At 33.7% G+C, this 15,469-nt stretch carries 15 protein-coding genes; 6 read left to right on the plus strand and 9 right to left on the minus strand.

The window, feature by feature from the left end; all coding sequences use genetic code 11:
• The first annotated feature begins 3 nt into the window (after positions 1–3).
• From QWY92_RS08735 to QWY92_RS08760, 6 genes are all read left to right on the plus strand, one after another.
• Positions 4–1,203 (plus strand): aspartate aminotransferase family protein, encoded by a 1,200-nt coding sequence (locus tag QWY92_RS08735; protein ID WP_290270359.1) that lies wholly within the window; start codon positions 4–6, stop codon positions 1,201–1,203.
• A 143-nt stretch (positions 1,204–1,346) separates the two neighbouring features.
• The gene (locus QWY92_RS08740; protein ID WP_290270361.1) at positions 1,347–2,738 is read left to right on the plus strand and encodes a tetratricopeptide repeat protein; all 1,392 of its coding nucleotides are present in this window, start codon (positions 1,347–1,349) and stop codon (positions 2,736–2,738) included.
• A gap of 68 nt (positions 2,739–2,806) precedes the next feature.
• Positions 2,807–3,727, plus strand: a complete 921-nt coding sequence (locus tag QWY92_RS08745; protein ID WP_290270363.1) for a polyprenyl-phosphate transporter — start codon at positions 2,807–2,809, stop codon at positions 3,725–3,727.
• Complete coding sequence (locus tag QWY92_RS08750) at positions 3,727–4,743, plus strand: DUF368 domain-containing protein (protein WP_290270365.1); 1,017 nt, start codon at positions 3,727–3,729, stop codon at positions 4,741–4,743. Before QWY92_RS08745 ends, QWY92_RS08750 begins: the two co-directional genes overlap by 1 nt.
• 22 nt (positions 4,744–4,765) lie before the next feature.
• Positions 4,766–5,503, plus strand: coding sequence for a shikimate dehydrogenase family protein (locus QWY92_RS08755; protein ID WP_290270367.1), 738 nt, complete (start codon positions 4,766–4,768; stop codon positions 5,501–5,503).
• 89 nt (positions 5,504–5,592) lie between these two features.
• Complete coding sequence (locus QWY92_RS08760) at positions 5,593–7,578, plus strand: DUF349 domain-containing protein (protein ID WP_290270368.1); 1,986 nt, start codon at positions 5,593–5,595, stop codon at positions 7,576–7,578.
• Between the two features lie 119 nt (positions 7,579–7,697).
• Here QWY92_RS08760 and QWY92_RS08765 read toward each other — a convergent pair whose 3' ends face one another.
• The 9 genes from QWY92_RS08765 to mazG all read right to left on the minus strand — a co-directional run bounded on the left by QWY92_RS08765 (position 7,698) and on the right by mazG (position 15,369).
• On the minus strand, positions 7,698–8,897 hold the full coding sequence (locus QWY92_RS08765; protein ID WP_290270370.1) for a glutamate-5-semialdehyde dehydrogenase: 1,200 nt from the start codon (positions 8,895–8,897) through the stop codon (positions 7,698–7,700).
• A gap of 12 nt (positions 8,898–8,909) precedes the next feature.
• Positions 8,910–9,680, minus strand: coding sequence for a glutamate 5-kinase (gene proB / locus QWY92_RS08770; protein WP_290270372.1), 771 nt, complete (start codon positions 9,678–9,680; stop codon positions 8,910–8,912).
• Position 9,681: 1 nt separating this feature from the next.
• Positions 9,682–10,488 carry a pyrroline-5-carboxylate reductase gene (proC, locus tag QWY92_RS08775; RefSeq protein WP_290270374.1) on the minus strand — a complete coding sequence of 269 codons (807 nt, stop codon included), beginning with the start codon at positions 10,486–10,488 and terminating at the stop codon, positions 9,682–9,684.
• 33 nt (positions 10,489–10,521) lie between these two features.
• The gene (locus tag QWY92_RS08780) at positions 10,522–10,713 is read right to left on the minus strand and encodes a hypothetical protein (protein ID WP_290270377.1); all 192 of its coding nucleotides are present in this window, start codon (positions 10,711–10,713) and stop codon (positions 10,522–10,524) included.
• A 24-nt stretch (positions 10,714–10,737) separates the two neighbouring features.
• A complete protein-coding gene (locus QWY92_RS08785) occupies positions 10,738–11,175 on the minus strand; it encodes a GNAT family N-acetyltransferase (protein ID WP_290270379.1) in 438 nt (145 codons plus the stop codon).
• A 369-nt stretch (positions 11,176–11,544) separates the two neighbouring features.
• Positions 11,545–12,498: a hypothetical protein gene (locus QWY92_RS08790; RefSeq protein ID WP_290270381.1), complete on the minus strand. Its 954-nt coding sequence runs from the start codon at positions 12,496–12,498 to the stop codon at positions 11,545–11,547.
• Complete coding sequence (locus QWY92_RS08795) at positions 12,468–13,007, minus strand: glycosyltransferase family 39 protein (RefSeq protein ID WP_290270384.1); 540 nt, start codon at positions 13,005–13,007, stop codon at positions 12,468–12,470. The genes QWY92_RS08790 and QWY92_RS08795 overlap by 31 nt, the downstream gene beginning before the upstream one ends.
• Positions 12,994–14,562: an NAD(P)/FAD-dependent oxidoreductase gene (locus QWY92_RS08800; RefSeq protein WP_290270386.1), complete on the minus strand. Its 1,569-nt coding sequence runs from the start codon at positions 14,560–14,562 to the stop codon at positions 12,994–12,996. The genes QWY92_RS08795 and QWY92_RS08800 overlap by 14 nt, the downstream gene beginning before the upstream one ends.
• Positions 14,563–14,583: 21 nt before the next feature.
• Complete coding sequence (gene mazG, locus QWY92_RS08805) at positions 14,584–15,369, minus strand: nucleoside triphosphate pyrophosphohydrolase (RefSeq protein WP_290270388.1); 786 nt, start codon at positions 15,367–15,369, stop codon at positions 14,584–14,586.
• Positions 15,370–15,469: the final 100 nt, after the last annotated feature.

A 15,469-nucleotide genomic window follows, 5' to 3' on the forward strand; every position in this document is an offset into this window, starting at 1 on the left:
ACTATGAAACCACATTTCCTAAACCACCAAGCGCAAACTACACCTCACCCTTTAGCCATGGAGATTTCTCATGCCGAAGGCTCTTATATTTACGATATTAACAACAAACCGTATTTGGACTTTGTTGCAGGTGTTTCTGCCTGCCCTTTAGGGCACAGACATCCTAAAGTTGTAGAAGCTATTAAAAAACAAGTTGATAAATATTTACACGTTATGGTTTATGGCGAATACATCCAAAAACCAGCCGTGGAGCTCACCACGCTTCTAGCAAAACACTTACCAAGCTCGTTACAATCCACTTATTTAACTAACTCAGGAACCGAAGCCATTGAAGGCGCTTTAAAATTAGCCAAACGCACCACTGGCCGAAGTGAAATTATTGCAGCAAATAAAGCATACCATGGCAATACCATGGGCGCCATGAGTGTTATGGGCTTTGAAGAACGTAAACAAGCCTTCCGACCTTTATTGCCAGATGTTAAGTTTATCGATTTCAATAATGAAGATCACTTAAATAACATCACAAATAAAACGGCCTGTGTTATTTTAGAAACCATTCAAGGTGGTGCCGGTTTTATAGAACCTAAAAACGGCTATTTAGAAAAAGTAAGAAAACAATGCGATTTAGTTGGTGCCCTTCTTATTTTAGATGAAATTCAACCTGGATTCGGAAGAACAGGAAAACTCTTTGGTTTTCAACATTACAATTGCATACCCGACATTTTAGTAACCGGAAAAGGTTTAGGAGGCGGCATGCCCATTGGCGCATTTACGGCTTCGTTAGAGTTAATGACACTCTTACAAGACAATCCCAAATTAGGGCACATAACTACCTTTGGCGGACATCCAGTAATTGCAGCTTCAGCCTTAGCAACTTTAAAAGAAATTACAGAAACTAATTTGATGCCAGAAGTTATTGAAAAAGAGCAACTTTTTAGGACGTTATTAGTGCATCCGCTCATAACAGAAATTAGAGGTATCGGTCTTATGTTAGCTATAATAACACCTTCTGATGAGGTTACGAATAACCTGATTCTAAAATGCCAGGACGCAGGATTAATACTATTTTGGCTACTATTTGAGGCAAAAGCCGTAAGAATATCACCACCTTTAACCATTTCAAATGAAGAAATAGAAAAAGGATGTACTATTATTCTGGAAATTCTAGATCAATTACACACTTCAAAAAACCAGTCTAAATAACTAAAAATCAAATAACTACAGTCAACATGATTTGTTTTAAAAAAATATGTTCATTACTTTGTTAAAAACATTTTCAACAATTTTAGCATAAACAAGATATAGAATGCTAACTTTATTAAAGTAGAAACCTTACAAATGCGCTTATGGAGTTAGGTCACAACGACAATAATAATTTAACACTTTCCAAATTTGAATCGATGCTTAAAACAAATCATGTTTTGTTTTTCGACTCCGAGGAATTTGAAAACATCATACATCACTATCTTAACTTGGGAAAAATTGCTTTAGCGAAAAAAGCAATTAAGCTAGGTTTAGACCAACATCCTACATCCGTAAATCTAAAATTATTTAAAGTTGAAGTTTACGTTTTTGAGGACAAACTTACCGATGCCAACGACCTGTTAGATGAATTATATAGTATTGACCCCATGAATGAAGAAATCTACATTCAAAAAGCCAATATCTTTTCAAAAAAAGACAACCACATTAAAGCTATTGAAGTTTTAAAACAAGCGCTTGAATTAACCGATGATGTTATCGATTTATACTCGCTAATTGGTATGGAATATTTATTTCTAGACCAGTTTGAAAATGCTAAAATCAATTTCATGAAATGTCTTGAAAGTGATACAGAAGATTATTCAGCATTATACAACATCATTTATTGCTTTGAATATTTGAATGAAAACGAAGAAGCAATTACGTATTTAAATCTATTCTTAGACAAAAACCCTTACAGTGAGGTTGCTTGGCATCAATTAGGTATACAATATTATGCCTTAAAAAAGAACAAAAAAGCCTTAGCTGCTTTTGATTTTGCTATTATTTCCGATGATACTTTTGTTGGTGCTTATATTGAACGAGGTAAAGTACTAGAAAAACTTGGTCGTTATGAAGATGCCATAGAAAACTACACCCTTACTTTAACTTTAGACGATCCAACTTCATTTGCTTTATTACATATTGGTTATTGTTATGAAAAGTTAGGAAACGACGAATTAGCACTTCAGTATTATGATAGAACCGTACATGAAGACCCGTTACTAGATAAGGGATGGATTGCAATTACAAAATTTTATAACCGAAGAAAAAACTATCAACGTGCCCTTTATTTTATAAATAAAGCCATCAATATAGATTCGGAAAATGTAACTTATTGGAAACTTTACTCTCAAATAAATCAACGTTTAAGCTTTTTTGAAGAAGCCGAACGCGGATTTAAAAAAACCTTAGAATTAGGGAATTACGAACTAAACACCTGGCTCTCTCGCGGTGATTTACTAATAAAATTAGGAGAACCTGATGCCGCTATTGATAATTTTGAACAAGCCGTGGAATTTCATCCAGATACCGCAGAGTTAGAATACAGATTAGCTGGTTTATATTTAGCCTTAAACGAAAGTAATAAAGCGGAATTCCATCTAAAAAATGCCTTTAAATTAAATGAAGATTATAGCTTTATCTTAGAGGAACTTTTTCCGGAGGTTTACCACATGGTTTCAGTACAAAGTTTAATCAAACAAAATTCTAAGTAAGTTTTACAAATTATAATCCTTTTTCATTAAAATACATACCTTTGGTTTTTGATTAAACAACCAAAAACATGCAAAGACGATTTAAAGATTATTTAATTATTTCGCTTAAAGGACTCGCTATGGGTGCTGCCGATGCCGTCCCAGGCGTTTCTGGAGGAACCATCGCTTTTATTTCAGGTATCTACGAAGAGTTAATTAATAGTATTAGCAACATCAATGCTTCCTTAATTAAAACCCTTTTCAGTAAAGGCATTAAACCATTTTGGCAACAACTTAACGGTAACTTTTTACTGTCGCTTTTAGCTGGTATTATGGTGAGTTTTATGTCGGTGATGCGTTTGGCTAAATATCTTTTAGAAAATCATCCAGTGCTTATCTGGTCTTTCTTTTTCGGTCTCATTGTGGCCAGTATATTTTTCGTTGGAAAACAAATTCAGAAATGGAATATCCCAGTTATTATCAGTTTAATAGCCGGAGCATTTATAGCTTTTTACATTACAACACTTCCAGCTTCAACCAATAATGATAATCCTTGGTTTCTATTTATTGCAGGAGCTATAGCTATTTGTGCTATGATTTTACCTGGTATTTCAGGTGCCTTTATTTTAATTATTCTAGGGGCTTATAAAGCTTTAAGCGATGCTTTTCATGATTTCGATATAAAAAAAATATTCATTTTTGCCGGTGGTGCTTTAGTTGGACTGCTTAGTTTTAGTCATTTATTAAAATGGCTTTTCAAACATTACCATAACATTACTCTAGCTGTGCTTACAGGATTTATTTTTGGGTCCTTGAACAAAGTTTGGCCATGGAAAAAAACCTTAACTTGGCATACCAACTCCGAAGGTATTAAATCGGCTGTGCTGCAAGAAAGCATCTCGCCGTTTTCATTCGATGGAAATAATCAATTAGTTTTTTCAATAATCTTAATGATTCTAGGTTTTTTAACTATTTTTATTCTTGAAAAAGTAGGGAACAAAAAACAATAATGGAAAGTACCAGAACACTTACCGATAAAATTTTTCTAATCTTAAAAGGATTAGGAATGGGCGCTGCCAATAAAGTGCCTGGTATTTCTGGTGGTGTTGTGGCCTTTGTAGCAGGTTTTTACGAAGAGTTTATTTATTCGCTAAAAAAGGTTAATGGTAAAGCCTTTAAATTACTAATCAACGGTAGGTTTAAAAGTTTTTTCAACTACATTAACGGCCGATTTTTAAGTTTGCTTTTCTTTGGAATGATAGTGAGCTATTTTAGCGTTTCTAAACTACTCGACTATCTTATTAAACACTACGAGCTCTTTGTTTGGAGCGTATTCTTCGGGATGATTATCGGCTCTATTTATTACATCAATAAAGATTTTAAAGATTGGAACTACCAAACCTATCTGGTTTTAGCTCTTGGAATTGCTCTTGGCGTCGGTATTAGTTTTTTAAATCCCGCCAAGGAAAATGACAACCTTTGGTTTGTGTTTTTTTGTGGTATTATTAGTGTTTCGGGGATGACACTTCCTGGCTTTTCAGGATCATTCATTCTTATTCTATTGGGGAATTATGTACTTCTTTTAGTCGATTCGGTAAATGCTTTAAATGACACCTTCGTTGATATTATTAACGGAAATTTTAATTTCATCAGCAATCCCAAACGTGTAAGAATGTTGCAAGTTCTAGCCATTTTCACCTTAGGTTCTATTACTGGCTTAGTTACTTTTTCGCACGTATTAAGTTATATACTCGATCGCTATAAAAGCATTACAACATCGGCCATTATAGGGTTTATTGTTGGCTCTTTAGGCGTGGTATGGCCATGGAAAAAAACCATTTACAAACTCACAGAAAATGGCAGTTTTATATTCGATTCAACAGGATCTAAAGTGGTACTAAACTACCAACGTTTTATTCCCGATTTAACAACAAATACTTTTATAGCCATAGGCTTCGTTCTATTCGGCATAGCACTTGTTTTAGGTTTAGAATGGTATGGTAACCGCACACGATATTCAAAATAATAAATTTAAAAAAATCAATCAAGTGAATAAATTAGGGCTTTTAGGAAAAAACATTTCATATTCATTTTCAAAAAATTATTTTAAAGAAAAGTTTGAAAACGAAAAAATTACGGATACTACATACGAGAATTTCGACTTAGAAAGCATCGATCTCTTTCCTTCAATTATAGAAAACACAAAGAACATCAAAGGCATAAACGTAACTATACCTTACAAAGAAGCCGTGATGCCTTTTCTTGACAAAATCAATAAAAAAGCAAAAGCTATTGGCGCTGTAAACACGATTAAGGTGACTAAAAAAGGTAAACTTGTGGGTTACAATACCGACTGTTATGGCTTCAAAAATACGTTAAAACCTTTTTTGAAATCGCAGCATAAAAAAGCATTAATATTAGGTACTGGCGGCGCAAGTAAAGCTGTTGCTTATAGTCTAGGCGAATTAGGTATCGATTACAAATATGTATCTCGAAAACAATCTGAAGGTGTTGGTTTTACATACAGTAACCTTTCCGAAGCTATAATTTCCGAACATCAAGTTATTGTAAACTGTACACCTTTAGGCACGTTTCCCGACGTTGACCAATGTGCAGATATTCCGTATAACGGGATTACAAATGAGCATATTTTGTTCGATTTAATTTACAATCCCGATCAAACTAAATTCTTAAAACACGGTAAAGATCGCGGTGCAACAACCATTAACGGGCTAAACATGCTAAAACTACAAGCCGAAAAATCTTGGTCTATTTGGGATTTATAAAAAATATCACCAACTAAGCCTTTGTAAATAATAGACTTGTTAGTATCTTTAAAGTCTAGAGTATAAACAACGAACCTAAACATTTTAAAATGTCTGAATTAAACAAGCTTAACGCGGAAGATGCCGAAAATGCAAATCCGATAGAAAGTTCCCCTCAATCTTCTGAAACCGTAACTCCTGAAAACACACCTTCGGAAGAAACTTCGGTTACAGAAAGTACCGCTACTGAAACACCAGAACTAGTGGCTGTTGATACTCCAGAGGTATCAAATGAAGATGATGAAGTGCTTAACGAGATTGAAGAATCTAACGCGGAAGACGCCGAAGATGAAGGCAATAAGGACAGACATAGCATTGAAGTTAAGGAATACGATAGCATGTCGTTAGAAGGCTTAGCTATAGAGTTGGAAAAATTGGTGCAATCGCAAAAAGTTCAGGCTATAAAATCTCATGTAGATGGTATAAATGCTGAATTTAAAACCCAATATCAAGCTTTAGTTGATGAAAAAAAGGAAGAATTTTTAAATGATGGCGGTAATGAAATTGATTTTTATTATTCGTCACCAGTAGAAAAACGCTATAAAGCCGCTTATCGGGAATATCGCAATAAGTTAAACGACCATTATAAAAGTTTAGAAAAAAACTTAAAGCAAAATCTAACCGATAAATTAGAAATTATCGAGGAGCTTAAAGGGTTAATTAATGTTGAAGAAAACATAAACACGACTTACAAACACTTCAAGGAATTGCAAGAACGTTGGAGAACAACAGGGCCAATTCCGCGTGATAAATACAATAATGCTTGGAATAGTTACCACCACCATACGGAGTTATTTTACGATTTTTTACACCTAAACAGAGATTTACGTGATTTAGATTTCAAACATAATTTAGAGAAAAAATTATTAATTATTGAGCGTGCCGAAGAACTAACCAAAGACGATAACGTGATGCGATCGTTTAGAGAGTTACAAGAATTGCACAAAATGTGGAAGGAAGAACTTGGACCAGTAGGCAAAGAACATCGTGAAGTTATATGGGACCGTTTTAAAGCAGCCACTAAAATAATTAATGATAAACGCCAAGTTTATTACAAAGAAATTGATAAAGTTTACGAGGTTAACTTAGAAACCAAACTTGAAATTATTGCTCAAATAAATAATATTGCTCAAAAAACAGGTGGTTCGCATAGCGAATGGCAAAAGCGTATAAAATATATTGAAGAATTACGCAACCTATTTTTCAAAGCAGGAAAAGTGCCATTGAAAGTTAACGAGGAAACTTGGGCCAAGTTTAAAGATGGCGTTAGAACTTTCAACAGAAACAAAAACGCTTATTATAAAGATCTAAAAAAGGAGCAATATACAAACTTACAAAAGAAGCTTGATTTAATAAAAATAGCCGAAGACAATAAGGATAGTGAAGATACCGCTGTAACCACACCGTTGATGAAAAAAATTCAGAACGAGTGGAAAAAAATTGGTCATGTACCAAGAAAAGATAGCGACAAAATTTGGAAACAATTTAAAGGCGCTTGTAACCATTATTTTGATAAAATACACGCTAAACGTAACGCGGTAAGCCAAGAACATGTAGAGGCTTTCAACAAAAAAGCAGCGCTAATCGAAACGCTTAAAGCGGTTGAACCTACAGATGATAAAGATGCCGATATTGCAGTAATTAAAGCGCATATTAACACCTGGAAAGATTTAGGACGTGTACCAAACGACAAACGCTATATTGAAGATAAGTTTCAGAAAACCATTGACGATTTATTATCCAATTTAAAAATGGATAAAAATGAAATTGAAATGATTAAGTATGAAAATAAGCTAGATAGCCTAACATCTGCCGATGGTGACACTAGAAACTTAGATAACGAACGCTCTTTTATCCGTAAAAAAATGGATGAAGTTAAAGCACAAATTAATCAATTAGAAAACAATTTACAGTTTTTTACTAATGTTGATGAGGATAATCCGCTTGTAAAAGACGTTCATAATAATATAAAAGCTCACAGATCATCTTTAGAACTTTTAAAAACGAAACTAGTAAAAATCAAAAACATGTATTAACATTTTTTGATTCCGTTTTTTATAAACGTAACTCCATAAAAAAAACTCCGATTGGCTTATACCATCGGAGTTTTTTGTTTTATATATTTTAGGACTTACCTTAAATTAAATGTTGGTTTCTAAACACGAACCTGTCCATCACCAAAAACATAATATTTATTGGTTACCAATTCTTTTAAACCTAATGGTCCACGGTGGTGCAACTTATCGGTACTAATAGCAAGCTCTGCACCTACACCAATTTGTCCGCCATCGGTAAAACGCGTTGATGCATTTTGATACACCACAGCACAATCTACCTGTTCCATGAATTTTTTAGCAATATCAGTGTTTGTCGTCATCACTGTAGCCGAATGTCCACCAGAATATTCGTTTATTTTATCAATAGCTTCAAAAACAGAATTTACTGTACCAATACAGCATTTCATTTCTAAAAATTCTTGATACCAAATCGAATTATCGGTTATAAGTTCTTCATTAGTTAAAATGTTTTTTGTTTCTTCATCAACTAAAACCTCTACGCCGCTATCCTTTAAAATTTCATTTAAATTTAAAATTCTACCTGCATAATCAGGCAATTTTTTACTCACTAAAATTTTATCTAAAGCATTACAAGCCGATATTTTCTGAGTTTTAGCATTTAAAATGACTTCAATAGTTTGTTTCCAATCGGCAGCTTCATCCACATATAAAAAGTTATTACCGCGTCCGCTTACTAAAACAGCACACTTAGCATGCTCGTTTACAAACTTAATAAGTTGCTCGCCACCTCGAGGTACAATTAAATCGAGTTGCTCGGTAGGGTTTCTTAAAAACTCCTGAGTTTCCGTTCTATTCATGGTCAACATTTGAATATAATCGGTGCTCAAATCATGTTCTTCTAATGCCATGTGCCAAAGTTTTACAATGGCTGTATTACTGTGTACGGCTTCTTTACCGCCTTTAAGCAGTATTTTGTTATTGGCTTTAAAAGCAAGTACTGTAGCTTCTACGGTTACGTCTGGTCTAGATTCGTAAATAATCATAATAGTTCCAAACGGCGCTGTTTTATTAATAACATCTAAACCATTATCAAACTCTTTTCTACTGATTATTTTATTCACAGGATCCTCTTGTGCGCGAACCACTTGTATTGCCGTAATCATACCATCAACCTTATCTTTATTCAAAATTAGGCGATCGTACATGGCTTGATCTTCTTGATTAAAAGCCTCTATATCTTTTTTATTCGCATTTAGTAAAGCATCTTGATGTTCCTTTAAAAGAACCTCCATACTTTTTAATACGCTATTTTTTATTTTTTCTGATAATAATTCCATTTTCTCTTTTTTTTAAAGTGACACTTTTGTGCCTACAGCTTTTCCATCTATAATATCGATAATGGTGTTATCACTTTTTCCATTAGCAATATAAGTTGGAATGTTGTTGGCAGCAGTTTGTTGGGCATAATCTAATTTAGAACCCATTCCGCCACGGCCTTCTCCTTCACCTTTATTATTGTCCTGAATGTATTTATCGAGATCGTCTCCCGGGTCTACATTTTTAATTAAATCACTACTTGCAGATTCTGGATGCCCTGTATAAAGCCCATCTATATCGGTTAAAATAATAAGTTTATCTGCATTGATTAGCTGTGCGATTAAACTCGCTAACTCATCATTATCGGAAAACATAGACATGGTTACCGATACAGCATCATCTTCATTAGCTATAGGAATAACGCCTTCTGAAAGTAAACCTTCGCAACAGTTAATCATGTTTTGTCTGTGAACTCCTGGGCTAAAATCCCGTTTTGTAGGTAGTACTTGCGCACATTTCATTCCATAATCATGAAAAATATCATAATAAAGACGCATCATTCTTGGTTGCCCAATGGATGAATAGACTTGGCGTCGTACTGTTTTATCTTTGATTTTAGATTTTCCTAAAACCTCTTTTCCTGCAATAGCTGAACCTGAAGACACTAATATCGTCATGATATCACGTTCATAAAGTTCTGCTATCTGTTTTACTAATCGTCTTAAAACTGGTCTTACAATTCTATTATCTTTGTTGGTCATTACATTTGTACCAACCTTAATAACTATTCTTTGTTTGTGCATTTTAGTTTTCTTTACCTAACTCTACTGCACGACTAAATGCAGCAAAAGCGGCTTCTTTAATTAATTCGTTTACATTATTATCTTCCATAGAATCTAACGCAGCTCTTGTGGTACCTCCTTTAGAAGCTACTTTATCCATCCAAGATGCTGGCGATAAATTAGACTGATTAAAAAGTTCTACAGCGCCAATAAAAGTTTGACTTACCAAAACCGTAGAATCGTTCTTTGAAAACCCCATTTGTAAGGCAGCCTCCATCATACTTTGCATAAAATAGAAAACATAAGCTGGACCACTACCTGAAATACCGGTAGATGCATCAATTAGATTTTCGTTTGATACACGAATGGATTTTCCTGTGGTGTCCAATAAACTTTCTACCGTTAACATTTCAATTCTAGACACCTCTGGAGAGGTTACATAAGATGTTAAGCCTCTACCTATTTGTGCTGGCAAATTAGGCATAGCACGAACTACTTTTTGCAATCCAGTAATACTTGTGATGGTTTCAATAGTGACACCAGCCATTATTGAAATAATAACTTGTTGTGGTTTTACCAATGACTTGATCGCTTTAAAAACGCCCTCGGCATGGTATGGTTTAACGGCGACAAATATAATATCGGCCTGTGGCACGCAGTCTTCTAATTCCTTGAAGGCGTCAAAATGAGCTATTTGGTTTAGTTCTTCCAATTTCTCTTCAGACTTATCCAAAACCATGATGTTTTTCTTTTTAAGTAGTCTTGATTTCGACATACCTTCGGCATACGTTAGCCCCATGTTTCCGGCTCCAATTACTAGTACTTTCATTTATTATATTTTTTTATTAATGTTTAATTATTTTTATACAAAAAGCATACAATCTTTATCATCCTTGATCTCGCCGTAATACGTTTCTCTATATTTATGAAGCGTTTTTATAGGCAACCCGAACAAATATTTTTTGATATAAATAACTTTCGAGGTTAATTCTCCCATTTTTACAGTGTGTATTTTTTCATAAGTTGTATTTCGTTTTACTTGTATAATTTTCATATATTTTGTTTTTACTAAAATGGATTATCGTACCAATCGCATTTCTATATTTCTTGACTTAAACCCTTGTTTTTCAAATAATGCTATAACAGGGTTATCTTTATTAACGTGTATAGCGATATCGCCATCACAATATTTTATGGTATGTGCTATTAACTTCTGTGCAATCCCTTTACCTCTATATTCGGTTTTAACAGCCATATATACCAATATGTTTTCTGCTAAATACTCGTTCATACCTGTTCTGTTGACAACTATGGCTCCTAAAATATCATGTTCATTTTCCATCACAAAAACGTAACCGCCAAGGCCTGCAACTTCTTTTGCTGCATACATAATCGATTTTCTGATTGCACTTTTGGTGTCAGTAAATTCACCTGAATGCTCATGTAAAAATCTTGAAATTCGTGATATATCATTAATTGATAACCTCGAAAAGGCATCAAAAGTTGTAATAGTCATTAAATGATATTATTTGTGATTACACCTAATTTTAGGTAAATTGAAAAATGCATAAACGCAAAAATTTATTCACTTATAAACTAATAAGTAAATAATTAACGTTTAAAAATTGGGTAAGAAAATTGGTTGGGCGCTAAACTGCAGGAGGGATGAATTTCTCCGACTGATTTCTAAAAACTAGAAAGTTGAAGTTAAAGATTCTGATATTTCTTTTCTCATGTATGCCTTTTACCATGGTGCAAATATAAGAAAAACAAGCCCTAATGGCAAATTATCCATGTTAAGATAATCAGAAATAAAAAAACCAAGCTATTAAATCAGGCTTATTTTGGCATTAAAAAACGCGACTCAACACCTTTAAAACCGAGCTTAATTACGTTTAAAAATTTGATAATAACTTTCCTCTTTATATAAAGTATAATTATTTTGAATAAACGCAATAACATCTGTACTGTACTTCGTGTTTTCTAAAGCAGGCAAAGTTTCTTTTAAAAGAAACACTGGGGGTTTCTCTTTTAACTCACGACTTAGAACTTGATTGCTTTGCTCACTATTTATAAAAATAGAATGAAAATACTGACTAGAAGAACGTCTTTTAGAAAAATAGAGCGCTTTAATCAATATCTGATCATTGCTTAAAACATAGATGTAATCTGATTCTTTTGTTTCACTTTCAAGCCACGCCCCTAATGTTCTTGACGGCTCTACATCTCCCTTTACAAAAGCACTTGCTATATTTTTGAATTGAAGGTATGGAAAAAACAAAACGACAAGAACCGCAATGTACACATGGTCTTTATAATTAAAATACTTTTTCTTTTCTACAAAACTGGCGATTCCTATTGCTGAAAGTATAACTATAGGCGCAAAAATTTGTTTTATTTGATGCCCATAATAATAGCCAGATGCGTTAACCCCGATAAAATCGAAGGCCAACCATATTAAAATACCGACAATATATTTATTTTTCAACTCAATATACTGCAGTTTAAACAAGTACAGGAACAGATAAAACAGAATAAAACGAGAGCTTATAAAAACTCTGAAAAAATTAAGCATGCGTGTTTTTAAATCTGGAGCAGCACTTCCCGAATCTAACAAAATATACCAAGCACCGCTTAGGTAATCTTGGACTGAAACCCCGTAAAAGGACATCACCAAAAACAAACTAGCCACACCAATAACAATACCTATAATAAAGTATAACGTTCCCAACACACGCTTAGAAACACCTTTATCTTCTGATAAATTAATAAAATAAAACAGAAAAAAGGCTGCTGAAGTGGTTATTGCTATTTGTTTAAATGAAATGGCCAACCCCAAAAAACACCAGCCATAAAAACTCTAGTGTTTAACGTATATTTTGAGTTTTCTTGTATTAAAATATAAAATGAAATAATACTAAAAAACACCATAAACGTTTCCGTTTGCGCTAAAGAGAACCCGTCCATAACACGCCAACACGAGGTTAATGTAAATAAACACATTGCGATAATTCCGGCAAATTCACTGTGCAACCGTTTACATATTTTATACAAATAGTATGATGAAAAAATTACTGCAAGCGCCCCAATAAACCGTTCTATGATAAAATTTCCGGTAGTAAAATATTCTGATATTGCATATAAAATCAAAATACCAGGTGTTTTATTTTCTACAGTACCTAAATAAGGAACTAGCCCGTTTACCGTCCAAGCTCTTCCAATATAGCCCCACAAGGCTTCATCATAAGCAATATAAGGATGGAGCACTAAAACAAGAAGCACCAAACATAAAAAAGCACCTATAAATAAGGGATTAAAACATAAATAAGTCCAACTACTTTTCTTCATGATATTCATCCTCAAGGTTAATATTCCAAATATTATCTTTTGTTTTTACACCATTAATAATATTGTTTACAGCTGTAATTGCGGTTAACATAGAATGATCTTGATTGTTATATTTATGCATCCCGTTACGTCCAATTAAAAAGAGATTTTCAATCCCATTGGTAAAGCTTTTTATACTATCAAATTTGGAGTACGTTCCAAAATAAGCTGGATACGCTTTTGGCACTTTTATTATCGTGCTATCCACAACATCTTCGGAGTTTATAATATTGATACGATCTAGTTCCTCAATGGCAAACCGAATAAATTCATCATTATCTTTAATCCATAAATCGTCACCTTCGTCACAAAAATATTCCAGACCCAACCATGTTTTATTATCGTCGGCAACTAGATAAGGCGACCAATTATTAAACACCTGCAGACGTCCGATTTTAACTTCTTTCTCTTGAATATAAATCCAATTATCTCTAACCTCTCCTTCACTTTTGTTCAATTTAAATTTATCAAGAAGTAAGCCTACCGTAATAAAATCACGATATTTCAAACCTTCTGCAACATCTAAAATTTCCGAAGACACATCGGCTTTCATACTTCTTATTAAATGCTTTACAGGCATGGTCGAAAAAAAGTAATCACCTTTGATTTCTTTAACTGTTCCTGTGATTTTATCAGAATAACTAACGTAATCTATGGTATTATTTGCTGTTTTTATTTGATTGACTTCTGCATTAAAAATAACATCTCCGCCTGCTTTTTTTATAATATCCGTTACGGTTTCCCACATTTGACCTGGGCCCAATTTTGGATACATAAATTGTTCAATAAGGCTGGTGTCTATATTTTTTTGTTCAATCGATTTATTTTTAATGAAAATCGATTTTATAATATGAAGAATTGTTCGCGACATCGATAGTTTTTTGATACGCTGTGCTCCCCAATCGGCATCAATTTCGGAACATGGTACACCCCAAACTTTTTCTGTATAATCTTTAAAAAACGTTTGATAAAGTTCTTTCCCAAAACGACTAATAAAAAATTCTTCAAGTGTTGTTATATTTTTTATGGGGAATAGTCTCACTAAAACATAAGTCCATCCAATTTTAACAATTTTCAAAAAACCTAATGATGACAACGTATTCCAGTTGATAGCTATTGGGTAATCGAAAAATTTACGTAGAAAGAAAATACGCGATAACCGAGATCGGATAAGCATAACCTTATCTACCTTTTCCGGATCGGGACCTCCCGTAACCAATTTCTCTAGCAGTCTGCTTTTTAGTTTTTCGCTACTTGTATTAATTTCATCGCTAGACAGTGCGCCTTGAACGGGGAGTATATTCTGCCACCATTTCATCACAACTTCCGATTTTGAAAAAAACCGATGACCGCCAATATCTATTCTATTGCCTTTATAAACTTCGGTTCTGGAAATCCCCCCTATTTTATCGGACATTTCTAAAACAATAGGTTTTATATCTGTACGCGTAATAAGTTCGTATGCCGCCGTTAATCCTGCGGGACCAGCACCTATAATTATAGCATATTTCTGCATCAATTATTTTTTAATTAGCTCTTAAGATTGACGAAAATACAACTTTGCTTCTTCCCAAAAGACATCCATTTCTGCCAAAGTCATATCTTTTAACGGTTTATTTAAGTCTTTCGCCTTTTCTTCAAGATACTGAAAGCGTTTTGTAAACTTTTTATTGGTGCGTTCCAATGCATTCTCAGGATTAATATTTTTAAAACGCGCGTAATTTACTAATGAAAATAAAACATCACCAAACTCGCTTTCCATGGCGTCTTGGTCGTTGGCTTCAACTTCAGCTTTAAACTCACTTAACTCCTCCTCTACTTTTTCCCAAACTTGATTTGGTGCTTCCCAATCGAAACCTACACCTGTTACTTTTTCTTGAATCCTACCTGCTTTTACAAGTGCTGGCAAACTTTTTGGAACACCTTCTAAAACACTAGATTTGCCTTCTTTAAGTTTTAAGTTTTCCCAATTTCGTTTTACATCTTCTTCATTTTCTACTTTTACATCGCTGTAAATATGCGGATGTCTATGTATTAATTTTTCGCAAATAGAATTACAGACATCAGCAATATCGAAATCCTTGGTTTCACTTCCTATTTTTGAATAAAAGACAATATGCAACAACACGTCTCCCAATTCCTTTTTAACTTCTTCTAAATCATTATCTAGAATAGCATCTCCTAATTCGTAGGTTTCCTCTATCGTTAAATGACGAAGCGTTTCCATGGTTTGCTTTTTGTCCCACGGACACTGCTCACGCAATTCATCCATTATAGTTAATAATCTATCGAATGCTTTTAATTGATTTGCTCTAGAATTCATTGAAAAATTAAAATTGAGGTTCTTTTTGGTAAAAATACTGTTTCTCAATTTATCTTTGCTCGAAATACTGCTATAACCAAGAACTATTAATATAAAAATT

Origin of the sequence: Algibacter miyuki, assembly GCF_030409805.1 — a bacterium.
Taxonomy (GTDB): Bacteria; Bacteroidota; Bacteroidia; order Flavobacteriales; family Flavobacteriaceae; genus Algibacter; species Algibacter miyuki.